The 25,192-nt window shown below is 69.7% G+C and carries 19 protein-coding genes; 8 read left to right on the forward strand and 11 right to left on the reverse strand.

Annotated elements, in window-relative coordinates; translation table 11 throughout:
* Positions 1-26 precede the first annotated feature (26 nt).
* A complete protein-coding gene (locus OQ789_RS22320; protein WP_324688348.1) occupies positions 27-677 on the reverse strand; it encodes an HD domain-containing protein in 651 nt (216 codons plus the stop codon).
* 134 nt (positions 678-811) lie between these two features.
* Between OQ789_RS22320 and OQ789_RS22325 the strand changes: the two genes are divergently transcribed.
* On the forward strand, positions 812-1,756 hold the full coding sequence (locus tag OQ789_RS22325) for a GlxA family transcriptional regulator (RefSeq protein ID WP_420716182.1): 945 nt from the start codon (positions 812-814) through the stop codon (positions 1,754-1,756).
* Between the two features lie 3 nt (positions 1,757-1,759).
* On the opposite strand, the gene OQ789_RS22330 is transcribed toward OQ789_RS22325, so the two are convergent.
* Positions 1,760-4,741, reverse strand: coding sequence for a UPF0182 family protein (locus tag OQ789_RS22330; protein WP_324688350.1), 2,982 nt, complete (start codon positions 4,739-4,741; stop codon positions 1,760-1,762).
* A gap of 74 nt (positions 4,742-4,815) precedes the next feature.
* Positions 4,816-5,838 (reverse strand): PDZ domain-containing protein, encoded by a 1,023-nt coding sequence (locus OQ789_RS22335; protein WP_324688351.1) that lies wholly within the window; start codon positions 5,836-5,838, stop codon positions 4,816-4,818.
* Positions 5,839-5,939: 101 nt separating this feature from the next.
* Here OQ789_RS22335 and OQ789_RS22340 point away from each other — a divergent pair, with 101 nt between their 5' ends.
* From OQ789_RS22340 to OQ789_RS22350, 3 genes are all read left to right on the forward strand, one after another.
* Positions 5,940-7,334, forward strand: a complete 1,395-nt coding sequence (locus OQ789_RS22340; protein ID WP_324688352.1) for a zinc-dependent metalloprotease — start codon at positions 5,940-5,942, stop codon at positions 7,332-7,334.
* A gap of 36 nt (positions 7,335-7,370) precedes the next feature.
* The gene (locus OQ789_RS22345; RefSeq protein WP_324688353.1) at positions 7,371-8,225 is read left to right on the forward strand and encodes a cyclodehydratase; all 855 of its coding nucleotides are present in this window, start codon (positions 7,371-7,373) and stop codon (positions 8,223-8,225) included.
* A gap of 76 nt (positions 8,226-8,301) precedes the next feature.
* Positions 8,302-9,645: an ABC1 kinase family protein gene (locus tag OQ789_RS22350; RefSeq protein ID WP_324688354.1), complete on the forward strand. Its 1,344-nt coding sequence runs from the start codon at positions 8,302-8,304 to the stop codon at positions 9,643-9,645.
* Positions 9,646-9,651: 6 nt separating this feature from the next.
* Here OQ789_RS22350 and OQ789_RS22355 read toward each other — a convergent pair whose 3' ends face one another.
* Together OQ789_RS22355 and OQ789_RS22360 are read right to left on the reverse strand one after the other, a co-directional pair.
* A complete protein-coding gene (locus OQ789_RS22355; RefSeq protein ID WP_324688355.1) occupies positions 9,652-9,924 on the reverse strand; it encodes a WhiB family transcriptional regulator in 273 nt (90 codons plus the stop codon).
* A 399-nt stretch (positions 9,925-10,323) separates the two neighbouring features.
* Complete coding sequence (locus OQ789_RS22360) at positions 10,324-12,435, reverse strand: ATP-dependent DNA helicase UvrD2 (protein WP_324688356.1); 2,112 nt, start codon at positions 12,433-12,435, stop codon at positions 10,324-10,326.
* Positions 12,436-12,581: 146 nt separating this feature from the next.
* On the opposite strand from OQ789_RS22360, the gene mrx1 reads away from it, so the two are divergent.
* Positions 12,582-12,836 carry a mycoredoxin Mrx1 gene (mrx1, locus tag OQ789_RS22365; protein ID WP_324688357.1) on the forward strand — a complete coding sequence of 85 codons (255 nt, stop codon included), beginning with the start codon at positions 12,582-12,584 and terminating at the stop codon, positions 12,834-12,836.
* A gap of 8 nt (positions 12,837-12,844) precedes the next feature.
* On the opposite strand, the gene nudC is transcribed toward mrx1, so the two are convergent.
* Genes nudC through OQ789_RS22385 form a run of 4 tightly spaced genes read right to left on the reverse strand, consistent with a single transcriptional unit; the run spans position 12,845 to position 21,380 of the window.
* The gene (gene nudC / locus OQ789_RS22370; protein ID WP_324688358.1) at positions 12,845-13,777 is read right to left on the reverse strand and encodes an NAD(+) diphosphatase; all 933 of its coding nucleotides are present in this window, start codon (positions 13,775-13,777) and stop codon (positions 12,845-12,847) included.
* Positions 13,777-14,847 carry a potassium channel family protein gene (locus tag OQ789_RS22375; protein ID WP_324688359.1) on the reverse strand — a complete coding sequence of 357 codons (1,071 nt, stop codon included), beginning with the start codon at positions 14,845-14,847 and terminating at the stop codon, positions 13,777-13,779. Before OQ789_RS22375 ends, nudC begins: the two co-directional genes overlap by 1 nt.
* Positions 14,848-14,895: 48 nt before the next feature.
* Positions 14,896-18,252, reverse strand: a complete 3,357-nt coding sequence (locus tag OQ789_RS22380) for an ATP-dependent DNA helicase (protein ID WP_324688360.1) — start codon at positions 18,250-18,252, stop codon at positions 14,896-14,898.
* Complete coding sequence (locus OQ789_RS22385) at positions 18,249-21,380, reverse strand: ATP-dependent DNA helicase (RefSeq protein WP_324688361.1); 3,132 nt, start codon at positions 21,378-21,380, stop codon at positions 18,249-18,251. The genes OQ789_RS22380 and OQ789_RS22385 overlap by 4 nt, the downstream gene beginning before the upstream one ends.
* A gap of 178 nt (positions 21,381-21,558) precedes the next feature.
* On the opposite strand from OQ789_RS22385, the gene OQ789_RS22390 reads away from it, so the two are divergent.
* From OQ789_RS22390 to OQ789_RS22400, 3 genes are read left to right on the forward strand one after another with little or no spacing between them, the layout of a single operon-like run.
* A complete protein-coding gene (locus OQ789_RS22390; protein ID WP_324688400.1) occupies positions 21,559-21,759 on the forward strand; it encodes a hypothetical protein in 201 nt (66 codons plus the stop codon).
* Between the two features lie 45 nt (positions 21,760-21,804).
* Positions 21,805-22,590, forward strand: coding sequence for an alpha/beta hydrolase (locus OQ789_RS22395; protein ID WP_324688362.1), 786 nt, complete (start codon positions 21,805-21,807; stop codon positions 22,588-22,590).
* 2 nt (positions 22,591-22,592) lie between these two features.
* The gene (locus tag OQ789_RS22400; protein WP_324688363.1) at positions 22,593-22,901 is read left to right on the forward strand and encodes an MGMT family protein; all 309 of its coding nucleotides are present in this window, start codon (positions 22,593-22,595) and stop codon (positions 22,899-22,901) included.
* Here the strand turns inward: OQ789_RS22400 and OQ789_RS22405 are convergent.
* Both OQ789_RS22405 and moeZ read right to left on the reverse strand, forming a co-directional pair.
* The gene (locus OQ789_RS22405; protein ID WP_324688364.1) at positions 22,898-23,752 is read right to left on the reverse strand and encodes a TIGR02569 family protein; all 855 of its coding nucleotides are present in this window, start codon (positions 23,750-23,752) and stop codon (positions 22,898-22,900) included. The two genes, OQ789_RS22400 and OQ789_RS22405, sit on opposite strands and share 4 nt — an antisense overlap.
* A gap of 35 nt (positions 23,753-23,787) precedes the next feature.
* Complete coding sequence (gene moeZ / locus OQ789_RS22410) at positions 23,788-24,966, reverse strand: adenylyltransferase/sulfurtransferase MoeZ (protein ID WP_324688365.1); 1,179 nt, start codon at positions 24,964-24,966, stop codon at positions 23,788-23,790.
* Between the last annotated feature and the right edge of the window lie 226 nt (positions 24,967-25,192).

Consider the following 25,192-nt stretch of genomic DNA (forward strand, 5'->3'; position numbering starts at 1 on the left):
CGTCCGAATACCATTGCGCCGCAACGCTATTCTGCCCAGTCGTTGTCGAGGATGTTGACCACGAAATCGTCGCGTTCGAAGGTCGGATCGAAGTGCGCCAGCACGTCGGCGTTCATGGTGCCGAACGTGGTCTGCGGGCGGTGCTTCATCCCGTCGTTGAACGCCGCCAGGATCCGTCGTTTGAACTGTGGCCGCGGGTGGGCGGCCGTCACCGCGGCCAGCGCCTCGGGGGCCAACTGCTCGCGCCCGACGCCGAGCACGTCGACCTCCACACCGGCCTGCAGCAGGGCGACCTCGGGCGCCAGGAATTCGGGCACGCCGGGGGTGGTATGCAGGGCGATGCCGAGCCACACCTTGGCCGCGTCTGCCTCGTCGACGCCGTGGCCGAGCAGGAAGTCCCGCGCCGCGTCGGCGCCGTCGACCTCGAAGCGGATTTGTGAATCGCGGTAGCGCTCGGTCAGGCCGAGGTCGTGAAACATCGCACCGACGTAGAGCAACTCCACATCCGGCCGCAGACCGCGGCGCAGGCCCTGCAGTGCGCCGAAGAAGAACACCCGCCGGGAATGGTTGAAGAGCAGCTCATCCTCGGTGTCGCGGATGAACTCGGTGGCCTCACGCGCCAGGGCCGTGTCGGGTACGTGAATGCCGGCGATGGCGTCGATGGAGCTGGTGGTCATGTTCTCGCCTCCTTTCAAGTGGCTGTTGGTATGAGTGTGCGGCCGCTCGAACAATCCGACCCCGCCCGTTCGAGCCGTCCTCTCCACAGAAAGCGACAATGGCCTGCGTGGCTGCGGGCAATACGAGTTCTCGGGTGGTGGCGATCGTCGTCTTCGACGGGGTGACGCTGTTAGACGTCGCGGGGGCCGGCGAAGTGTTCGTCGAGGCCAACCGATTCGGCGCCGACTACGAGGTGAAGATCGCGTCCGTGGACGGGCGTGACGTGACCAGCTCGATCGGGGCCACGCTGGGCGTCACCGACAGCATTTCGGCGATCGCGACCGCCGATACCGTCATGGTCGCCGGTAGCGACAACCTGCCCGGGCGACCCGTCGACCCCGCCCTGGTCGAGGCCGTCCGATCCGTGTCGGCGCGGACCCGGCGGCTGGCGTCGATCTGCACGGGATCGTTCATCCTCGCGCAGGCCGGGGTGCTGCGCGGCCGGCGCGCGACCACGCACTGGCACGACACCCGGTTGCTGGCCCGGGCTTTCCCCGACGTGACCGTCGAGCCGGACGCGATCTTCGTGCGCGACGGCGACATCTTCACCTCGGCCGGCATTTCGTCGGGGATCGACCTGGCGCTGGCGCTGGTCGAAATGGATTACGGGACCGAACTGGTCCGCGACGTGGCCAGGTGGCTGGTCGTCTACCTCAAACGGGCGGGCGGCCAATCACAATTCTCGGTACTGCTCGAGGCCGATCCCCCGCCGCAGTCGCCGCTGCGCCCGGTCACCGACGCGATCGCGGCCGACCCCGGCGCCGAATGGAGCGTGAAAAAGCTTGCGGCCCTGGCTTCTTTGAGCACCCGCCAACTGACCCGGCTGTTTCAATCCGAGCTCGGTATGAGCCCGGCGCGCTATGTCGAATTGGTCCGGATCGACGTCGCCCGGGGCGCACTCGAATCCGGCCGGTCGGTCACCGAGACCGCGGGCATGGCCGGCTTCGGAAGTATCGAAACGCTGCGACGGGTGTTCGTCAATCAGCTGGGCATCAGCCCGAAGGCCTACCGGGACAGGTTCCGAACAGCCTACGCCTGAAAGCTATTTGGTGTTGTTGTACTTGGTGATCGCGTCATCGAGCCGCTGCAGCGCCGCGCCGTAGCCGGCGAAATCGCCCTTCTTCTGCGCGTCCCGTGCCTCGCCGATCGCCGCCTGAATCTCTTGCAGCGCCGCGGATTTAGCGGGCGAAAGCGTCACCGACCCGTCCGGCACGGGCGGTGCGGCGACCGCAGGCGGCGATCCCGGTGTAGCGACCGGCGCCGGCGGACTGGCCGGCGGACTCGCCGCGGGCGTTCCGGATTCGGTGGGTTGTATGCCCGTGGCGGCAGCCCCCGCGCCCGGACCGAACAGCCCGGTCAGGGCGTCCCGGACGGTGGGACCGTACCCGATCTTGTCGTTGTACATCATCGCCACCCGGATCAGCCGCGGGTAGGACGACGCCGCGTCGCTCGCCCCCGGGGAGGCGTACACGGGTTCGACGTAGAGCAGGCCGCCCTGCCCCACCGGCAGGGTGAGCAAGTTACCCCACCGGATCCGGTTCTGGTTGTCGCGCCCGATCACACCGAGGTCCTGGGAGACCGCCGGATCGGTGGTGATCGCGTTGTTGGCCAGCTTCGGCCCGTTGACCTGACCCGGGATGGTCAGCACGGTGATCCTGCCGTATGTCGCCGGGTCGGAGCTGGCGCTGATGTAGGCGGCCAGATAGTCGCGCTTGAACCTGTTCATCGCGCTGGTCAGCTGATATGACGCCGTATTGTCGTTCTTCGCAATGTTTTTGGCGACGATGTAGTACGGCGGCTGGTAGCTGCTGGCCGTCGGGTTCGGATCCAGCGGCACGTCCCAGAAATCCGAGGTGGAGAAGAACGTCACCGGATCGTTGACGTGGTATTTGGCCAGCAGCATCCGTTGCACCTTGAACAGGTCCTCGGGATAACGCAGGTGCTCGGCCAGCTCCGGGCTGATGTCGCTCTTCGGCTTCACCGTGCCGGGGAACACTTGCATCCAGGCCTTGAGCACCGGGTCCTGTTCGTCCTGCTGGTACAGCGTGACGGTGCCGTCGTAGGCGTCCACCGTCGCCTTCACCGCGTTGCGGATGTAAGAGACCCGCTTGTCGGGTGCCAGCTTGTTGAACGCCACCTCGTTGGAATCCGCTGTCGCCGATTCCAACGACGTGAGTTCGGAGTACGGGTAGTTGTCCAGCGTGGTGTAGCCGTCGATGATCCACACCAGCCGCTTGTTGACGATCGCCGGATACACCGCGCTGTCGGTGGTGAGCCACGGCGCCACCGCCTCCACCCGCTGCGCCGGATCGCGGTTGAACAGGATCTTGCTGTTCGAGCCGATCACGTTGGAGAACAAGAAGTTTCGTTCGGCAAATTTCGCGGCGAACACGCTGCGCGACAACCAGTCCCCGAGCGGAACGCCGCCGAGTCCGGTGTAGGTGTAGTTCTTGGTTTCGTTGCTGGTTTCGTAGTCGTATTCGCGGTCGGCGCCGTTGCGCCCGACGATCGCGTAGTCGGCCGGCGTGTTGGCGATCACCGGCCCGAAATAGACGCGCGGCTGGTCGAGCTGCGCCGGACCGTCGGACACCACGTTGCCATTCGCGCCGACGACGTTGACCAGGAATTCGGGGTAGCCGCCGTTCTGGTTGGGGTCGTTGGCGATTCCGCGCACCGTGTTGGCCGGCGACGCGATGAACCCGTTGCCGTGGGTGTAGACGCTGTGCCGGTTGATCCAGTCGCGCTGGTTGTCGATCAGCCGGTCGGGGTTGAGTTCACGCGCCGCCACGACGTAGTCACGCAGCGTGCCGGTGCGATCCTGGTAGCGGTCGATGGAGAGCTGGTCGGGGAAGTAGTAGAAGTTCTTGCCCTGCTGGAACTGGGTGAACGCGGGGCTGACGATCGTCGGGTCGAGCAGCCGGATGTTCGACGTGGTCGCGCGGTCGTCGGCGACCTGCTGGGCGGTGGCCTGCGCGTCGCCGGTGTAGTTGCGATAGGTGACCTGGTCCGAGGTCAGTCCGTAGGCCTGCCGTGTCGCGGTGATGCTCCGGCTGATGTATTCGCTTTCCTTTTGCGCCGCATTGGGTTTGACGCTGATCTGCTCGACGATCATCGGCCACCCGGCGCCCACGATCAGCGACGACAGCAGCAACAGGACCAGTCCGATCGCCGGGATCCGCAAGTCCCGGAGCACCACCGCGGAGAACACCGCGGCCGCGCAGATGATCGCGATCGCCATCAGGATCAGCTTCGCCGGCAGCACCGCGTTGATGTCGGTGTATCCGGCGCCGGTGAAGGGCTTGCCGCCGCGGGTGTGCGACAGCAGCTCATAACGGTCCAGCCAGTACGCAATCGCCTTGAGCAGGACCAACACCCCGACCAGGGTGACCAGCTGGATCCGCGCCGAACGGCTCAGCGCGCCGGCACGACCGGAAAGCCGGATCCCGCCAAAGATGTAGTGGGCCAGCAGGTTCGCGAGGAAAGCCAGGAACACCGCGATGAACAGGTAGCTGAGCAGCAGCCGGTAGAACGGCAGCTCGAACGCGTAGAAACCGAGATCCTTGCCGAACTGCGGGTCCTTGATCCCGAATTCGCCGCCGTGCAAGAACAGCTGGATCCGCACCCAATAACTCTGCGCGACGATGCCGGCCAGCAGGCCGACGGCCACCGGGATTCCGACACTCGCCAGTCGCAACCGGGACAGCACCAGGGCGCGGTAGCGCGCTACCGGATCGTTGTCGTTGCTCGGCACGAACACCGGACGGGTGCGATACGCCACCGCGAGCCCGGCGAACACGATGCCGCCCACCAGCAGACCGGCGATCAAAAACACCACGAACCGGGTGACGAGCACGGTGGAAAACACCGAGCGGTAGCCGAGTTCACCGAACCACAGCCAGTCGACGTAGGCGTCGATCAGCCGCGGACCCGCGAGCAGCAGAGCGATCACACCCAGTGCGATCAGGATCAAAATCCGGCTACGCCGAGTCAGCTTCGGCATCCGTGCGGTGGGCCGCATCCCCACTGGCTACGCTCCCTGATCGATTGCTAGACGGTGACAACTCTACGCATGGCACTACCCGTGGTCGCCGGGGTTCGCTAGCAGCTTGGCGGCTGCCCGCCCGACCCGATCGCATGCAGCGCATCCACCGCCTGACCGAGCGTCTCTACCTTGACCAGCCGCAGCCCGGACGGGTTGTCCGAGCCGGCCTCGAAACAGTTCTTTGCCGGCACCAGGAAGATCGTGGCCCCGGCCGCGTGCGCGGCGACCATCTTGTGGGTGATGCCGCCGATCTGGCCCACCTTGCCGTCGGACGAAATGGTCCCGGTGCCCGCGACGAAGTTTGACTTGGCCAGGTCCCCGGTGGTCAATTTGTCGACCACTGCCAGGCTGAACATCAGCCCGGCGGACGGGCCGCCCACGTTGGCCAGGTTGAAGTCCACCGTGAACGGCGCCCACGGCGCGTCGAGCACCGCGACGCCGAGGAAGCCGTAGTCGCGGTCCTTGTTGGCGCCCAGCGTGATCTGCGCCACACCGGCCGGTTCGTTCTTGCGGCGGTAGTCGATCGTCACCAACTGGCCCGGCTTGGTGTTCTTCAGCAGTCCGGTGAACTCCTCGACCGTGGCCACCGGCACGCCGTTGACCGCGTCGATGGCGTCGCCGGCCTTGAGCTTGCCCACCGATGGGCTCGGCTCGTTGACCTTGGCGACCGTCACCGCCGCCGGGTACTTGAGGTAACCCAGGGCCGCATAGGCGGCGCTGTCCTCGGACTGCTTGAAGTCCGCGTTGTTGGCCTTGTCGACCTCCTCGCGTGACTTGCCGGGCGGATAGATGAGGTCGCGCGGTACCAGCTGTTCCTGGTCCGAGAGCCACAGCGTCAGCGCCGTGCCCAGCGTCAAATCGTCACGCTGGGACACCGTCGTCATGTTGAGGTGGCCGGTGGTCGGGTGCGTCTGGGTGCCCTCGATGGCCACCACCTGCTTGCCGTCGACCTCGCCGAGCGTGTCGAAGGTGGGACCGGGCCCCAGCGACACGAACGGAACCGTCACGACCGCAAGCAACACGCCGAACGCCACGATCGGCACCAGCGCGACCACCAACGTCAGGATGCGCCTGTTCACGCCGATCAGACTAGACGGCGGCCGCGGTGGCCGTTCAGCTACAACGTCGGGCTACCGGTTCAGCTACAAGCTGACCCGAGGTCGCGCCATGCGACCTCGTGGTGAGTACCGTTGAGGGCATGGCTGACCTGCCTTTCGGCTTCTCCTCTGGGGACGACCCCGAGAAACACGGGAAAAAGGATCCTGATTCGGGCTCGAACCCGTCTGACCCCTTCGCCGCTTTCGGCATGGGCGGGGAGTTCGGCATGGGCGACCTGGGGCAGATCTTCACCCAACTGGGTCAGATGTTCAGCAGCGCGGGCACCGCCGGGGCCGATGGAACCGCCTCGGGTCCGGTCAATTACGAATTGGCGCGGCGCGTCGCGACGGATTCGATCGGCTTCGTGGCGCCGGTTCCGGACACCACCAACTCGGCGATCGCCGACGCGGTGCGGCTGGCCGAGACGTGGCTGGACGGGGCCACGGCCCTGCCCGCGGGCACCACCAAGGCGCTGGGCTGGACGCCCAGCGACTGGGTCGAAGGCACGCTGGAGACGTGGAAACGGCTGTGCGACCCTATGGCACAACAGATTTCGACTGTGTGGGCGGCGTCGCTGCCTGAAGAGGCCAAGAGCATGGCCGGGCCGCTGCTGCAGATGATGTCGCAGATGGGCGGCATGGCGTTCGGCTCCCAGTTGGGGCAGGCGCTGGGCCGGTTGTCGCGCGAGGTGCTGACTTCGACGGACATCGGTTTGCCCTTGGGGCCCAAGGGAATTGCGGCGATACTTCCCGAGGCGGTGGAGTCGTTCGCCACCGGGCTCGAGCGGCCGCGTAGCGAGGTCCTGACGTTTCTGGCGGCGCGTGAGGCCGCCCACCACCGGTTGTTCGGTCACGTGCCGTGGCTGTCGAGCCAACTGCTGGGAGCCGTCGAGGCCTACGCGACGGGCATGCAGATCGACATGTCCGGCATCGAAGAACTCGCGCGCGACTTCAATCCGGCGTCGCTGTCCGATCCGGCGGCGATCGAAAGCCTGCTCGGGCAGGGCGTTTTCGAGCCCAAGGCGACCCCGGCCCAGACCCAGGCACTCGAACGTCTGGAAACACTGCTCGCCCTGATCGAGGGCTGGGTGCAAGTGGTGGTGGCAGCGGCGCTGGGCGACCGGATTCCCGGCGCGGCCGCGCTGGGCGAGACGATGCGTCGCCGCCGGGCCAGCGGCGGGCCCGCCGAGCAGACCTTCGCGACGCTGGTCGGCCTGGAGCTGCGCCCGCGCAAGATGCGTGAGGCCGCCGCGTTGTGGGAGCGCCTGACGGAGGCTGCGGGCGTCGACGCCCGCGACGGCATCTGGCAACACCCCGACTTGCTGCCCGACGCCGACGACCTCGACGAGCCGGCAGGCTTCATCGACCGGGTCATCGGCGGCGACACCAGCGGCATCGACGAAGCGATCGCCAAACTCGAGCGCGAGGGCCAGGGTCCGGATGGGCCCGGCGCCGACGGTGGCGCTGTGGATAACTGACCGCGGCCAGCGGCTCCCGCGTGACACAGTGGCGCGATGTCGTCGGCCGCGCTGTCCACCTATGCGCTCGATCCCGCGCTGCCGGTGCTGCTGCGGCCCGACGGGGCGGTCCAGGTGGGCTGGGACCCGCGCCGCGCGGTGCTGGTCCGTCCGCCCGGTGGTCTGGCCGCGGCCGAGCTGGCCACGATCTTGCGGTCCATGTCGGCACCCACCCCGCTCGCGGAGTTACAGCGGCGCGCGCTCGACCGCGGCCTGACCGACGCCGACGGCCTGCGAGACCTGGTTACGAAATTGGTCGGTGCGGGGGTCGCCAGCGAATGCGGGCGAGCGCGCGCCCGGACGGCCTCGGTGCGGGTGCACGGACGCGGGCCGCTCTCCGAGCTGCTGACCGAGTCCCTGCGCCGCTCGGGCGCCCGGATCGCGCACAGCAGCCAACCGCACGCCGCGGTGACGGCCCACGACGTCGATCTAGTGGTGTTGTCGGACTTCCTGGTCGCCGACCCCCGCATGGTCCGCGACCTGCACAGCCAGGCCGTCGCGCATCTGCTGGTGCGGGTGCGCGACGGCATCGGGCTGGTGGGTCCGCTGGTGATACCCGGCGTGACCAGCTGTTTGGGCTGCGCGGACCTGCACCGCCGGGACCGCGACGCGGCGTGGCCGGTCATCTGCGCGCAGCTGCGCGAGACCGTCGGCGTTGCCGATCGGGCCACCGTGCTGGCGACCGCGGCGCTGGCGCTGAGCCAGGTGAACCGCGTGATCGCGGCCGTACACGGGCAGGCGACGGCCGAGCCGGGGCCTCCCCAGACGCTCAACGCGACGCTGGAATTCGACCTGCACCGTGGCACGATCGTCACCCGGCAGTGGGCCAAACATCCGTTGTGCTCGTGCTGAGGCGCACTTCGGTCGCCGCCCTGACCGTGCGTGACAACGAGCGTTGTCGACTTCTTTCCACATCGGCCTGGCCATCATGGATGATGTACACGTGGCAGACATCAAAAGGGGCCGGGCCGCGCGGAACGCGAAGCTGGCCAGCATTCCGGTCGGCTTCGCCGGCCGCGCAGCGCTCGGCGTCGGTAAACGACTGACCGGGAAGTCCAAGGACGAGGTCCAGGCCGAGCTCCTGGAAAAGGCCGCGCACCAGCTGTTCACCGTTCTCGGTGAGCTCAAGGGCGGCGCGATGAAGGTGGGCCAGGCCCTGTCGGTGCTCGAGGCCGCGATTCCCGAGCAGTTCGGCGAGCCGTACCGCGAAGCGCTGACCAAGCTGCAAAAGGACGCCCCGCCGCTGCCCGCCGCGAAGGTGCACCGGGTGCTCGACGCCCAGTTGGGCACCAAGTGGCGCGAGCGGTTCAGCTCGTTCGACGACACGCCGGTCGCATCGGCCAGCATCGGCCAGGTACACAAGGGCGTCTGGGCCGACGGACGTCCGGTGGCGGTCAAGATCCAATACCCCGGCGCCGACGAGGCGCTGCGGGCCGACCTCAAGACCATGCAGCGGATGGTCGGGGTGTTCAAGCAGCTCGCGCCCGGCGCCGACATCCAGGGCGTCGTCGACGAACTGATCGAGCGCACCGAGATGGAGCTGGACTACCGGCTGGAGGCCGAGAACCAGCGCGCCTTCGCCAAGGCGTATCAGGGCCACCCGCACTTTGCCGTGCCGCACATCGTGGCCAGCGCCCCCAAAGTGGTGATCCAGGAGTGGCTGCAGGGCACCCCGATGGCCGAGATCATCCGGCACGGCACCGTCGAGCAGCGCGACCTGGTCGGCACCCGGCTGCTCGAGCTCACCTTCGACGCCCCGCGCCGGCTGGGAATGCTGCACGGCGACGCCCACCCCGGCAATTTCATGCTCCTTTCCGACGGCCGCATGGGAGTCATCGACTTCGGCGCCGTCGCCGCCCTGCCCGACGGCCTGCCCATCGAGCTCGGCATGAGCATCCGGCTGGCCCGCGATAAGAACTACGACATGTTGTTGCCGACGATGGAGAAAGCCGGCTTCATCCAGAAAGGCCAGCAGGTCTCGGTGCGTGACATCGACGACATGCTGCGCCAGTACGTCGAACCGGTCGAGGTCGAGGTGTTCCACTACACCCGCAAGTGGCTGCAGAAGATGTCGGCCATCGAGATCGACCGGTCCGTGTCGCAGATCCGGACGGCCCGCCAGATGGACCTGCCACCCAAGCTGGTCATCCCGATGCGGGTGATCATGTCGGTGGCCGCGATCCTGTGCCAGCTGGATGCCCACGTGCCGATCAGGGCGCTGTCCGAAGAGCTGGTGCCCGGCTTCGCCGAACCCGACAGCGCGATCGTCTAGCTTTCGCTACGCGGCGGCCCCGTCTTCCCGCCGGGCTTTGCGCGGACGTCCGCGGGGCCGCTTGAAGCCCAGCACCGTGCCGCGGTCGATGATCTCACCGCCCCACACGCCCCAGGGTTCGGACCGTTCCAGCGCTGCGGCCAGGCACTGCCGCCGGACCGGGCAGCCGGCGCAGAGCTTCTTGGCGCGCTCGAGGTCGGCCGGGGTGTCGGCGAACCACAGGTCGGGATCGCCGACGTGACACGGCAGGGCTTGTCTGGGGACCGTCGCTGCCGACATGTCCTACCACCTACTTCCTGGTCTGGGTTGCTGTCCTTTGGCAGTGATCCGGACCAGGTCGAAAGTTGCCGACCTACAACTATGGCCACGGATCCTGGTGACTTCGGGTCCGTGGCCATCTGGGAAAACCGGGCTGGTGCTTACCTTGCCTTCGGTGGGCCCCCGACAGGGACGGACGCGTCGGTCGCGGCGGCGGCGCGATGCTTACGCGCGGCCGCCGTGGCGGCGTGGGCGGCATGGGCGGTACCCGCGGCCAGGACAGGGCGGGTCACACCGATACCGAACGCGTCGCTGATCATCGTGGCCACCCTCCTTCTCTGCCGTACCGAGTCGCGGATTCGAGGGTAAACGGTCACCGCCGCTGACCACAACCGATTTTCTGACCGGGGGTTTCAGCCGTCAGCGCCCGCGGACCAGCTCCAGCACGTCGGGTCCGTACTGCTCCAGCTTGCGGGCGCCGATGCCGGGAATCGCGATCAACGCCTCGTCGTCGCCGGGCCGCAGTTCGGCGATCGCGATCAGCGTGTTGTCGCTGAAGACGACGTAGGCGGGCACCTTCTGTTCCTTGGCGATGTCCAGCCGCCACGCCTTGAGCCGCAACAACAGGTCCTCGTCGATGTCCGCGGCGCAGGTCTCACAGCGCCGCAGCATGATGGCCGCCGGGGTGGTCAGGTTGTTGTTACAGACCCGGCAGCGGGTCGCGGTGCCGCGGTTGCGCCGAGACTTGTTCGGCGCCGCGTCGGCGCGGGCCTGGGGCGCGATGCCGTTGAGAAATCGCGACGGCTTGCGGCTCTGGCGCCCACCCGGGCTGCGTGCCTGCGCCCAGCTGAGCGCCAAATGTGTTCGGGCCCTGGTGATTCCGACATAGATAAGTCGGCGCTCCTCTTCGACCGCTTCGCTCTCGGCGCCGTGGGCCAACGCGTGCGAGATGGGCAGCGTGCCGTCGGCCAGCCCGACCAGAAACACCGCGTCCCACTCGAGACCCTTGGCGGCATGCAGCGACGCCAGCGCGACGCCCTGCACCACCGGTGGGTGCCGGGCATCGGCCCGGGTCCGCAGTTCGGCCACGAGCCCGGGGAAGTCGAGCTGCGGGCGCTGGGCCACCTCGTCGTCGACCAGCTCGGCCAGCGCGCTCAGCGCTTCCCAGCGCTCCCGGGCCCGGGTGCCGACGGGCTCGTGGGCCGTCAGCCCCAGCGGTTCCAGGATGGTGCGGACCACATCGGGCAGCGGGGACCCCGGGGGCTCGTCGCCCCCACGCTCGGCGGCCCGCTGCAGCGCCAGCAGGGCCTGCTTGATCTCCTGCCGGTTGAAGAATCCCTCGCCGCCCCGGACCTGATACGGAATGCCCGCCTCGGTCAGGGCCTCCTCGTAGATCTCCGACTGCGCGTTGACCCGGTACAGCACCGCGATCTCCGATGGCGGGGTGCCGGATTCGATGAGCCGTTTGATCGACGCCGCGACCGCGGCGGCCTCGGCCGGCTCGTCGGGATGCTCGTGGAACGACGGCGCCGGACCCGGGGGCCGCTGCCCCACCAAGTGCAGCTTGCTGCCGGCGACCCGGCCGCGGGCCGCCGCGATCACCTGGTTGGCCAACGACACCACCTGTGGGGTGGAGCGGTAATCGCGCTCCAGGCGCACCACGGTGGCGTCGGGAAACCGGCGGGAGAAATCGAGCAGGAATCGCGGCGAGGCCCCGGTGAAGGAATAGATGGTCTGGTTGGCGTCGCCCACCACCGTCAGATCGTCGCGGTCGCCCAGCCACGCCGACAGCACCCGCTGCTGCAACGGCGTGACGTCCTGGTATTCGTCAACGACAAAGCAGCGGTAGCGGTCGCGGAACTCTTCGGCCACCGCCGGATCGTTTTCGATCGCGGCCGCGGTGTGCAGCAGCAGGTCGTCGAAGTCGAGCAGGGTGACGTTGTCGCCGCGGGCCTTGAGCGCCTCGTAGGCGGCGTAGACGGCCGCGACCCGGGCGGCGTCCAGCGGGATGTCGCGCGCGGCGGCGGCGACCGCGGCCGGGTACTCCTCCGGCCCGATCAACGACGCTTTGGCCCACTCGATCTCACCGGCCAGGTCGCGCACGTCATCGGTGCCGGCGTTGATCCGGGCACGGCCCGCGGCCCGGGCGACGACGGCGAATTTGCTGTCCAGCAGCTGCCACCCGGTGTCGCCGACCACCCGCGGCCAGAAGTACCGCAGCTGCCGGTGGGCGGCCGCGTGGAACGTCAGGGCCGAGACCGCGCCGACGGTGATGCCCCCGCCCGCCGCGGCGTCGATCATCCGCAGCCTCGAACGCATCTCCCCCGCCGCCCGCTGCGTGAACGTGACGGCCAGCACCTGACCGGCTGCGACATGACCGCCCGAGACCAGTTGGGCGATCCGGTGAGTGATGGTGCGGGTCTTACCCGTTCCGGCGCCGGCGAGCACGCACACCGGGCCGCGGGGAGCCAGCACGGCCTCGCGCTGCTCGTCGTCCAGCCCGGCTGTCAATGGATCGGCGACAGTCGGCATGGCGTCCATCTTGGCAGTGCTCGCCGACAAAGCGCCGACGCTGTCGGTGCGCGTCGGCGAGTTGCCCGGCGTGTCTATGGGATACCGCCCGCTCCTCCGCATCCCGCTGCGCGGAATGCATCGTCGCCGGGCTAGGTTAACCAGCTATGACGTCTGCCCCGCTCACCGTCTACACCACCTCATGGTGCGGTTACTGTCACCGGCTGATGACGGTGCTCAAGTCCAACGGAATCCCCTACGAGGCCGTCGACATCGAGCACGACGCGGCGGCGGCTGATTTCGTCGGCTCGGTCAACGGCGGCAACAGGACAGTCCCGACGGTGAAGTTCGCCGACGGATCCACCCTGACCAATCCGAGTGCGGCCCAGGTGAAGGCGAAGCTGGCCGAGGCCGGCAACTAAGCGCCCGGTCAGTCGATCGCAGCCCAGGATTCGATGATCACGCGGGCGATCGAAATCGACCCGGGCAGCAACAGACTCGACCCCGACGCGCTGGACCAGTCCCCCGCCGCCAGCGCGGCACGCACCTGATCGCGGCTGAACCAGGCTGCCTCGGCGATCTCGCCGTCATTGAACGAGAATTCCTCGGCCGGGTCGCCAACCGCGTGGAAGCCGACCATCAACGAGCGCGGGAACGGCCACGGCTGACTGCCCAGGTATCGCACGTCGCGCACGGTCAGACCGATCTCCTCGCGGATCTCCCGGGCCACGCACACCTCGAAGGACTCGCCCGCCTCGACGAACCCGGCCAGCAGCGAGAACATCCGCTCCGGCCACACAGCCTGTCGGGCCAGCACCGCGCGGTCACCGCCGTCGTGGACCAGACAGATCACCGCCGGGTCGATCCGGGGAAACTCCTCGTGGCCGGTGACCGGGTTGACGCGTGACCAGCCGGCCCGGGCCGGTCTCGTCGGCGCACCGTCGACGGAGCTGAAGCGGGCCTTTTCGTGCCAATTGAGCAGCGCGACGGCCGCGGACACCAGCTGGCTGCTGGTGTCGTCGAAGATCGGGCCCAGACTGCGCAGGTTCACCACCTCGCCGGGGGCGTCCGGATCTTCCGCGGCCTGCAGCGCCCCGCGGACGCCCCACACGTGCCGGCCGTCCTCGAGTCGGCCCAAGAACACGGCCTCCGACGGGGGCCTGTCGCCCAGGTCGACGGCGGCGCCGAGCACCACCCGCCCGTTGGCGGCCAGCACCTGATTGCGCGAGTCCACCCGCAGCAGGGCCGCATCCGCCCAGCCCGCGGTCGCCGCCTCCACGTCGGTGCGCAGCTGGTCGGCGCGGTCGGCGCCGACGCGCGACAGCAGCGGGACGCTGCGCAGCTGAAAGTCCGCGATCGCCATCAGTGGTCGGCGTTTCGGATGTAGAGCAGTCGGTCGTTGGCTTCGATGGCGTCCACTTCCGGTGCGCCGATGCGAAGCAGCCGGCCGTCGCGCACCACACCGAGCACGATGTCGCGCAGGTGCCGCGGCGATCCGCCGACCTCGGCCTGTTCCACCTCGCGCTCGGCGATGGCAAGCCCGACGTCGGGGGTCAGCAGATCTTCGATCATCTCCACGACGCTCGGCGTGGTGGTCGCCAGGCCGAGCAGCCGGCCGGCGGTGGCCGACGAGACCACCACCGAGTTCGCGCCCGACTGCTGCAGCAGGTGCTGATTCTCGGCTTCCCGGATCGACGCGACGATCTTGGCATTGGGTGCGATCTCGCGCGCCGTCAGCGTCACCAGCACCGCGGTGTCGTCGCGGCTGGTGGCGACGACGATGGAGGCCGCATGCTGGGCTCCGGCCAGTCGCAGCACGTCGGCTTTGGTGGCGTCGCCGTGCAGGGTGACCAGGCCCGCGCTTTCCGCGTGCTCGAGGGTGCCGCGATCGGTGTCGACCACGACGACCTCGGCCTGTACGGTCTCGTCACCGAGGATGGCGGCGACCGCCGTCTTCCCCTTGGTTCCGTAGCCGATCACGATGGTGTGGTTGCGCACTCTGCTCCTCCAACGCTGAATCTTCCATCCCCGGCGAGACCGCTCGGAGAGCACTTCGAGCGTGGTGCCGACCAACACGGCCAGGAACGCGATCCGCAGCGTGGTGAAGATCAGCGTGTGCACCAGACGCGCGGTCTCGGTGTAGGGCGTGATGTCGCCGTAGCCGGTGGTGGACAGGGACACCGCGGAGAAGTAGACGCAGTCCAGGAACGACAGCGATTCGTTGCGCACGTCGCGGAAGCCGTCGCGGTCCAGGTAGACGATGACGGACGCGGCGAACAGCACCACCAACGCGATGGCCAGCCTGCGGGTGATGACGCGGATGGGACTCGCGTGCTCCTCGGGGATGCGCACGACGCCGACGAGCTGGTGACCGCGCTGGGCAGTCAGGGTCTGGTCCAGACTGCTCAGCCTCCGGGACCTACCGTTGCCCACGGCGGTCCGTCATCGGCTTACCTTCTGCGCACGAGAGACGCACGGGTCTTATGTAACCACGGCCACAGCCTCCCCCCTACTCGGGCGGCGCAGGTCACCCCGCACGCGACGGTCGCCGTCGGGACCCATCAGCAGCGCCGCGACCTCAGCGTCGCTCGGCAGCTCCTCCGGGACCACCGTGGTGCGGGCACGCACGTAGTAAAAGGCGGTGCGCACCGAGGATTCCGGGACGCCGGCCAACGCGGCCCACGCCGAGCGGTACACGGCGAGCTGAACGGCGGCCTGCCGCATGGCCTCCGGCCCGCGCGGCGGTTCACCGGTCTTCCAGTCCACCACGGTGGCCCCACCGTCGGGGTCGGCGAATACCGCGTCGATGCGTCCGCGTATCAACGTGCCGGCGATCGGCATTTCGAACGGCACCTCGACCGCAACGGGAGTCTTTGCCGCCCAAGGCGATTCGGTGAAGGCATCCTGCAGTGCTGCCAATTCCGCGCAGTCGCCGACGCCGGAATCCGCCGCGCCCGGCAGATCTCCGAGCTCGAACAGGCACTCGGCGCCGTAGAATTTCTGGACCCATGCATGAAAGGCATTGCCCAGCAACGCATACCGCTCGGGCCGAGACGGCAACCGGTGCATCAGCCGCCGCGCGGCGTCCGCCGGGTCGCGTGCCAGGCCGACCAGGGAGCTGACAGACAGCTGACCGGGCAGCCCGCGGGCCGCCGGCTGTGCCGACCGGGCGCGCTCGGTCAGCAGTGCGTCGACATCAGCGGCCCAGCCTTCCACATCGACGCCGGCCTCGGTCGTGTCGGCCGCCAGCGCCTGCGTCACCAGCGCGGCGCCACGCTCCACGTCGCCGCGCCGCTCCGCCAACGGTTCTGGCGGCCATACCGCCTCGACAACATTGTCGCGCAGCGGGTTTCGTTCGCCGTCGACGGGGACGGGGGCCCAGTGTTCCACCGTTGCGCAGGGGTTGCCGGACGCGGACGAGTCGTCGATGACGGCCTTGATCTCGCAGAGGAAGTCGGACGGGCCGCGCGGCTTGATGCCCGTGGCCCCCCAGTGGTGCCCGGACACCAGCAGGGTGTCCTCGGCCCGGGTGACGGCGACATACAACAGCCGCCGCTCCTCGTCGATGCGCCGCTGTTCGAGCTGGCGGCGATGCTCGGAGATCTTGTCCGACAGCTGCTTTCGATTGGTAACGTCCGAGGTGTCCATCACCGGGACGCCCAGCGTACCCATTTCCGCGCGATCGCCGCGCAGCAGCGGCGGCAGCTCGGCAGCGTCGGTGAGCCAGGTGCTCTTCGACGCCGTCGACGGAAAGGTGCCGCCGGACAGGTGCGCCACCGCCACGACCTGCCATTCCAGCCCCTTCGCGGAGTGCACGGTAAGTACCTGCACGCGGTCGCGGGCGACCGCCAGAGACGCTGGCTCCAAACCGTTCTCGACCGACTCGGCGACGTCCAGGTATGCCAGCAGGCCGGCCACCGTGGACGCCGAACCGTCGGCTCGCCCGGTTGCGGCGTCGATGCGTTCGGCGTAACCGGCGACGACGTCGGCGAACGCATCAAGGTGCTCGGCGCCGGCCCAGCCGGCCCCCACCCCCGCCGCGGCCCGCACTTCGCAGTCGATGCCCAGCACCCGGCGCACCTCGGCGACCAGATCCGGGAGTGGATGGCCGAGGTGGGCGCGCAGGGCGCCCAATTCGGCGGCCAGCGCGGTGATGCGCCGATACCCCCGGGCTGAATACGCTTCGGCCACACCGGGATCGGCGATCGCATCGGCCAGGCACGCGGTATCGGCGTCGGGGCCGGCCGCACTCGCGATCGACTCGGGCGAAAATGCCTCGGCGGGCTGCGCGGGCCCGGCGAGTGAGCGCGCACGTTGCCACAGCGCCGCGAGGTCGCGGGCACCGATGCGCCAGCGCGATCCGGTGAGCACCCGCATCGCGACCGCTCCCGCCGTCGGATCGGCGACCAGCCGCAGCATGGCGACCACCTCGGCGACCTCCGGGATGGCCAGCAGCCCGGCGAGCCCGACGACCTCGACGGGGATGCCGCGGGACCGCAACGTGTCCGCGATGGGTGCGGCATCGGCGTTGCGGCGCACCAACACCGCCGCCGTCGGCGGGCTCACGCCCTCGTCGCGGGCCCGCCGGTACTGCGCCTCGAGGTGGCCGGCGATCCACTCCCGCTCGGCCACCACATCGGGCAGCAATGCGCAGCGGACGCTGCCGGACGAGGCATCCGGGCGCGGGCGCAGCGCGTGCACGGCCACCGATCGCCGCCGCGCCTCCGCGGAGATGGCGTTGGCCACCCGCAGGGTTGACGGCGGATTGCGCCAGCTGGTCCGCAACTCCAGGATCGGCGCGGGGGTACCGTCGGACCGGGGAAAGTCGGTGGCGAACCGGGGCAGGTTGGTCGCCGACGCGCCACGCCACCCGTAGATCGACTGGATGGGGTCGCCGACCGCGGTGAGCGCCAGCCCGTCATCGACTCCACCACCGAATAGTGCTGCGAGCGCGATGCGTTGGGCGTGGCCGGTGTCCTGATATTCGTCGAGCAGCACCACCCGGTAGCGGCTGCGCAGGTCGACGCCGACTTGCGGGAACGTCGACGCCAGCTTGGCCGCCGAGGCCATCTGCATGCCGAAGTCCATCGCCTTCGCGGCGCGCATGCGGTCGTTGAGCGCGTCGAGCAGTGGCACCAGCTCGGTGCGCTCGGTCTGCATGGACAGCAGCCGCAGCAGCCATTGGCTGGGACCGCGGTCCCGTTGATACGGACCCGCGGGCAGGGAGAGAATCAGCCGCTGCAGCTCCACGTGAGTCTCGCGCAGCTGGCCGGTGTCCACCAGGTGTTCGGCCTGTCGCCCCCACAGCCGCAACACCATCGAGGTGACGGCGGCGGGGCTCTTGTCTGTGCGCAGCTCCCCCGGATACCCGTTCACCACATCGAAAGCCAGTTGCCACAACTCGGTTTCGCTGAGCAGCCGGGTGTCGGGCTCGACCGGTAGCAGCAGCCCGTAGTCGCGCAGCAGCGAGCCGGCGAAGGCGTGGTAGGTGCTGACCCTCGGCGCGGCCTCGGCGTCGAGGGCCGCGGCACCGGCGTCGACCCGCACGCTGAGGCCGACTCCGGCCAACCTGGCCAGCCGGGACCGGACCCGGCGCAGCAGCTGGCCGGCGGCCTTGCGCGTGAACGTCAATCCGAGCACCTGACCGGGATCGGCGTAGCCGTTGGCGACCAGCCACACCACCCGCGCGGCCATGGTCTCGGTTTTGCCCGCGCCGGCGCCTGCGATGACCACCAGCGGTCCCGGCGGCGCGGCGATGATGGCGGCCTGCTCGTCGGTCGGGGGGAAAAGCCCGAGCGCGTCGGCCAATTCGGCGGGACTGTAGCGCGGCCGGGTCATCGCTGCGGCCCGTCGGCGTGGGCCGGGCAGTTCGGCCGCACCGGGCAGTGGGTGCAGCCGTCGTTGCGCCGCGCGATGAACTGCGGACCAGACGTCGCGCCGGCCGCCCGCGCGATGACGTCGCGCCATTCGTCGCCGCCGGCAGCGGTGAGCGGATCCTGTTCGCGCTCGACCACTCCGGACGCCCCGGTCTTGGCGAGGTACACCAGTCGCGCGCCACCGGGTTCGACGGTGTCGGTGCCGCTGCCGACCAAACCTTCGGCCACCGCCAGCTGATACAGGGCCAGCTGGGCGTGTTGTTGAGCGTCGTCCTTGCTGACCGGTGTCTTGCCGGTTTTGATGTCGACGATCACCAGCCGGCCGGCGGCGTCGCGCTCCAGCCGGTCGACCCGGCCACGCAGCCGCACCTCGCCGTCCCGGGTGGCCACGGTGCCCTCGATCTCGACCTCGACGCCGACTTCGGTCAGCGCGCCCCGGGTCTGCGCCCGCCACTCGATGAACGCCTCCAGCATGGCGCGGTGCCGGGCCAGCTCGTTGGCCGAATGCCATTGCGCCGCAAAGGGCAGATGCTTCCAGGCGCGGTCGAGTTCGGCCAGCAACTCCGGGGCGCTCTTATGCGGTTCGGCGATCAGGGCGTGCACCACCGACCCGATCGCCGAGCGCACCTCGCGCGGGCCGGATCCGCCATGCCGCTCGGCCAGCCAGCGCAGCGGGCAGTCGTTGAGGGTCTGCAGGGTCGACGGCGTCAGGGTGATTGCGTCGCCACCGTCGCGTAGCGGTTCGCTGGTGCTGACCGGGATCAGGCCGTACCACCCGGTCGGGTCGGCGCCGGGCACGCCGGCCTTGGCCAGCCGCGCCAATTGGGTCGCCGCGCAACGGCGATCGCGCTCGTCCACCGCCCCATCGGGCGCACACACCACGCCGCGCAGCCGCCCCACCAGCGCGGCCGCGGACAACACCCGCGGCGCCGAGACCGGTGGCACGTCGGCACTCTCGACGTCGTCGGCCCACTGCGCGATTTCGGCGAAGAACACCGAAGGCAGCGCGGCCTCGTTACCTGCCCCGCCGGTGTCACTGTCGACGGCCGTCACCAGCAACCGGCTCCGGGCCCGGCCCATCGCGGCCACCAGCAGCCTGCGTTCCTCGGCCAGCAGGGGCGCGCGCACCGAGGCGTTCGCGTCGACGCCGTCCAGCACGTCCAGCAGCCGCTGGGTGGCCAGCACACCGCCACGCGGAACGGTGTTGGGCCACAAGCCATCCTGCAATCCGGCGATGACCACGAAATCCCATTCGTGCCCCAGCGCGGCATGCGCGCTGAGCACCCTGACCTGCTCGACGGTGGCGACCGGCTCGGGGGCGGCGCCCGGCAGCGCCAGCGCGGCGATGTGCTCGACCAGGCCGCGCAACGACGCGCCCGACGTGCGCGACACGTAGTCGTCGGTGATGTCGAACAACGCGGTCACCGACTCGAGGTCCCGGGTGGCCTGGGTGGCGGCAGGGCCGCCGCGCTCGCTCACCGATAGCCAGCGGCGCTGCAGCCCGGACCGGTGCCAGGCGGCCCACAGGGTGTAGCGCGGGTCATCACCGGCGCGGTGGGAGCGCGCCGCCGCGTCCAGCACCGCGCGGACCCTGCGCAGCGGGGCGAACTGCGGAGCCGCTGGCGTCGCGCGCCTGGACAGCGCCTCGGCCAACAGGTCGGGAAAATCTCTCGGGTGGCGACCGGGGTTGGCGCGCAACAGCGTTCGGCGCAGCCGGCGCAGCGAAACCGGATCGACACGGCCGATGGGGCCGGTCAGCAACGCCAGCGCCTGCTGCCCGTCGAGCCCGTCGGCGGTGGCCAGCAGCACGGTGAGCAGGGCCCGCACGGCGGGCTCCTCGGACGGCGGCCGGGGTACCGCAGGTGCGGCCACCGGCACACCGGCGGCGGCCAGTGCACGTGGCAATCGCGCGCCGGCCCGCGGCACCGACCGCACGATCACCGCCATCTGCGACCAGGGCACGCCGTCGATGAGGTGAGCGCGCCGCAGCGCGTCGGCGATGGTCGCCCCCTCGGCATGCGCCGACGCGGCCAGACGAACCATGACCGATCCACCCCCCGCCCCGGCGCCATCGATCTGCCGACCTCCCCCACCGCCGGGCAACCGGCCGGCGATACCGCTGACCGCGCGCGCCACGGCCGGGGCGCACCGATGCGACGTCGTCAGCGTCACCGAGGGCGCGTCACCGCCGAGCAACCCGGCGGGTTCGCCGCCCCGGAAGCCGAATACGGCCTGGTGGGGATCCCCGGCGATCAGCGCCAGCTCGGCGCCCGCCGCGAGCACCCGCACAAGGCGGGCCGCCTGCGGGTCGAGCTGCTGGGCGTCGTCGACCAGCAAGACGTGGAGCCGGCCGCGTTCCGCCGCCAGCAACTCGGGGTCCACCGCGAACGATTCCAGTGCGGCGCCGACCAATTCGGCGGCGCCCAGCGCGGGTGTGGTCGCCTCCGGCGCGGCCGTGCCCACCGCCGCGCGCAGCAGCATCACCTGCTCGTACTGGCGGGCGAACTGGCCCGCGGCGACCCATTCCGGCCGCCGGCAACGACGACCCAGCCGCTCCAGCTCGTGGGGATCCACTCCGCGTTCAGCGCAGCGCGCCAACAGGTTTCGAAGCTCGGTCGCGAAGCCCGCGGTGCTCAACGCCGGCCGCAGCTGGGCCGGCCACGCCGTCGCGGCGCGCGGTCCGTCCTCGAGGTCTCCGGCCAGCAACTCCCGGATGATGGCGTCCTGCTCGGCGCTGGTGACCAGGCGCGGGGGTGCCTCGCCGGCGCGCTCGGCGGCGCGCCGCAACACCGCGTAGGCGTACCCGTGCACGGTCCGCACCAGCGGCTCGCTGACGGCGGCCCGGCCCGGTCCGCCGGATCGCGAGCGCAGCAGCGCCGTCGTCAACGCGCTGCGCTCGGCCATCCCGAGCCGGCCGGAACCGGTAAGCAGCAGAACCGATTCCGGGTTGACCCCGGCGTCGATCTGGGCCACCGCGGCGTCGATCAGCAGGCTACTCTTGCCGGTACCGGGCCCGCCGAGAACGCGCAGTTCACCGCGCACACCCGGGTGTAAGACGGTGTGCGCTTCGGCATCCCACGTGTAGGCCATGACGGCATGACATCACGAGGGTCCGACAGATTGCAGCGCGCGACGAGGGCGGCCTGCAACACCCGGTGGTCGAACGCGCCCGTTGGTGCCTTGGACACGATCGGACGCTTCGGCGCACCCGTCCGGCACCTACCCTGGAGGCCGGAGCACCGGCGACCGTGGAGAGGGGTTGAAGACCATGCAGGACGACGAACGCGGCTTTCCCGGCGACGAGGCGCCGGAAGCCGACGCGGTGGACCAACTGCGGCCCGTCGATTCCGACGACGATACGGGTCTGGACATCGAATACGTGTCCGCCGGAGACCGGGAAGCCAATGAGGCGGACGTGCTCGAGCAGGCGTACATCGTCCCCGCCGACGACGATCGGGATGGACTGTGAGGACCGCCCGCCGCCGTCGGTAGTGGCGGCTGGCACCATCGACGCGTGACCGCAAAGTTGCATGTCCACCGTTACGGCCCGTCCGGTCCAGCGCGGGTCCTGGCGCTGCACGGACTGACCGGCCACGGCCGGCGATGGCAGCATCTGTCCGGGCTGCTGCCCGGGATCGGCTTCGCCGCACCGGATCTGGTTGGCCACGGCCGGTCGTCCTGGGCCGCGCCGTGGACCATCGACGCCAACGTCGCCGCGCTGGCCGCGCTGCTCGACGAGCAACCCGACACGCCCGTGGTGATCGTGGGGCACTCGTTCGGCGGCGGGCTGGCGATGCATCTGGCCGCGGCGCGGCCCGACCGGGTGTCGGGGCTGTTGCTGCTCGACCCGGCGGTCGGGCTGGACGGCGAATGGATGCGCGAGATCGCCGAGGCGATGCTGTCCTCGCCCGACTATCCGGACGCCGAGGAATCGCGCCTGGAAAAGGTGCACGGCTCCTGGTCCGATGTGGAACCCGCGCTGTTGGACGCCGAGATCGACGAGCATCTGATAGCGCTGCCGGGCGGGCGCTACGGCTGGCGGGTCAGCCTGCCGGCGATGATGTCGTACTGGAGCGAGTTGGCCCGCGACACCGTGCTGCCGCCGGCGAAGACCCCGACCGTGCTGGTGCGGGCCAAGCGGACTACCCCGCCGTACGTCACCGACCGACTGATCGACGGGTTGGCGCAGCGGTTGGGATCGGATTTCCGGCTGCTGGATTTCGACTGCAACCACATGGTGCCGTACGCCAAGCCGGACGAGGTCGCCGCGTTGACCCGCGAGCTGCTGGAAGCCCGCTGACCGTGGCGCCGGTGACCGACGAGCAGGTCGAACGGGTGCGCGCACTGGTCGCCGCGATCCCGGCTGGCCAGGTCTGCACCTATGGCGACATCGCCACTGTCGCAGGGCTTTCCAGCCCGCGCATCGTCGGCTGGATCATGCGCACCGACTCCTCGGACCTGCCCTGGCACCGGGTGATCACCGCCTCCGGGCGCCCGGCGCGTCACCTGACGACCCGGCAGCTGGAGTTGCTCCGCGCCGAGGGCGTGCTGGCGACCGACGGCAGAATCGCACTGAACGAGGTCCGCTACACGTTCCCGGCCGGACGCTAGAGCACCAGCCGGACCAGCGCCGCGGTGCGGGCCAGACCGGGGAACGCCTCCGCGGTCGACCGTGGATGCAGCGCGTGAACCGCGAGGCGGAACATCAACGCCCGCAACAACATCTGCGGCCATTCCGGCAGGGCGTTCCAGCGCTCGATCAGGCCGTCGTCGGCCTCCCCCCAGGACAGCGCATCGACGACGACCACGCCGGCCGCCCACGACGCGGGCCGCCAGTACGGGGTGATGTCGGTGATCCCCGGCGCCGCCGAGCCGACGAAGAGCACCGTGCCGTAGAGGTCTCCGTGGACCAGCTGGTGCGGGCTCTTGGTGGGCTTGCGCAAGGTGGCGAGTTGCTGGAGCAGCTCCACCGATCGCTCGGCGTCCGCCGCGGGAGGGGCCGCCCGGGCGCCCGGCGGCACCGAGGCCAGCGGCCGTTCCTCCCAGGCCGCACGATCCGCGGCGATGAAGATGTCGACGTCGCCCCACGGCGCGGCGGGGCCCTGGGTGAGGAAGCGGGGGCGATCCAGTTTGCCCGTCGCCTCGTGCAGCCGTACCGCCGCGGAGACGACCTCGTCGTGGCGAGGCTCGGGCGTCCCGGCCACGAAAGTGTCCGCCCGCCACCCGGAAACGACATAGCGCCCGTCGGTTGAGCGCACCGGCCGGGCCAGCCGAACGCCGTCGACGAACAAGGTCTCGCGGACCCGGGCGGACCACGCTGCGCGCGCGTTGTCGGCCACCAGCGACAAGACGACTTCGCCGCACCGCCAGCCGCCCTCCCAGCTGGCACCCAGATAGACGGGCTTCACGCCGGCCAAGCCAAACGCGGACAGCACATGGTCCGGCGGTGGCGCGACTGTCACACCGGTACTCTAACGAGTCCAACAGACGTTCTGAGTCAGTACATGATCATGTCGGGCTGCATTTGCCGCGCCCACGCCACGATCCCGCCCCGTAAATGCACCGCATCGGCGAATCCGGCCTCGCGCAGCACCGCCAGCGCCCGGGCCGACCGCACTCCCGTCTTGCAGTACAGCACCGGCAGGCGGTCCTGCGGCAGCTTTGCCAGACCCTCGCCGGAAATGATCGACGACTGCGGAATCAGCTCGGCCCCGTCGATGTGCACGATGTCGAACTCCACCGGCTCACGCACGTCGATCAGGGCCAGCTTCTTGCCGGAGTCCAGCCACTCGCGCAGCTCATACGGGGTGATGGACGACGCGTCGTGGGGCGACTCGGGCGCCATCCCACACAACTGCTCGTAATCGACGAGCTCGGTGATCGTCGGCCTCGACAGGTCCGACGGGTCGCGACGGATCGCGATGGTGCGGTACGTCATCGCCAGCGCGTCGTAGATCATCAGCCGACCCAGCAGCGAGTCGCCGACGCCGGTGATGAGTTTGATCACTTCGGTGCTCATCACCGAGGCGATGGAGGCGCAGACGACGCCCAGCACACCGCCCTCGGCGCAGGACGGGACGGACCCGGCCGGCGGGGGCTCGGGGTACAGGTCGCGATAGTTGAGTCCGCGCCCGTCCGGCGCGTCCTCCCAGCACACCGAGACCTGACCCTCGAAGCGGTAGATCGACCCCCACACATAGGGCTTTTTCGCCAGCACCGCGGCGTCGTTGGCCAGATAGCGGGTCGCGAAGTTGTCGGTGCCGTCCACGATCAGGTCGTAGTGGCCGAACAACTCGACAGCGTTGCTCGAGTCCAGGCGGAACTCGTGCAGCCGCACCTCGACCAAAGGGTTGATGGCGGCGATGGAGTCGCGGGCCGACCGGGCCTTGGACCGACCCACATCGGCCACCCCGTGGATGACTTGACGCTGCAGGTTCGACTCGTCCACCACGTCGAAATCGACGATGCCGATGGTGCCGACGCCGGCCGCCGCCAGATAGAGCAACGTCGGAGCGCCGAGCCCGCCCGCGCCGATCACTAGCACCCGGGCGTTCTTCAGCCGCTTCTGTCCGTCGGGGCCCAGGCCGGGAATGATCAGGTGCCGGCTGTAGCGGGCCACCTCTTCGCCACTGAGGTGGTCTGCGGGCGCCACCAGAGGCGGCAGCGGCGTCGACACTACGAAAACATCTCCTCAATCGGCCCGGCGGTAAGCGTCGTCTACCACCATCACAGCAGCCCGCCGAAGGCGCGGCAACGCGCGTCGTCGGCGCGGGCCGCATCGTCGGCGAGCTCGGCCAGATCGCCCACCTCCTCCTCACCCCACTACGCGGGCCGCATCGTCGGCGAGCTCGGCCAGATCGCCCACCTCCTCCTCACCCCACTACGCGGGCCGCATCGTCGGC

Origin of the sequence: Mycobacterium sp. 94-17, from assembly GCF_035617725.1 — a bacterium.
Classification (GTDB): domain Bacteria; phylum Actinomycetota; class Actinomycetes; order Mycobacteriales; family Mycobacteriaceae; genus Mycobacterium.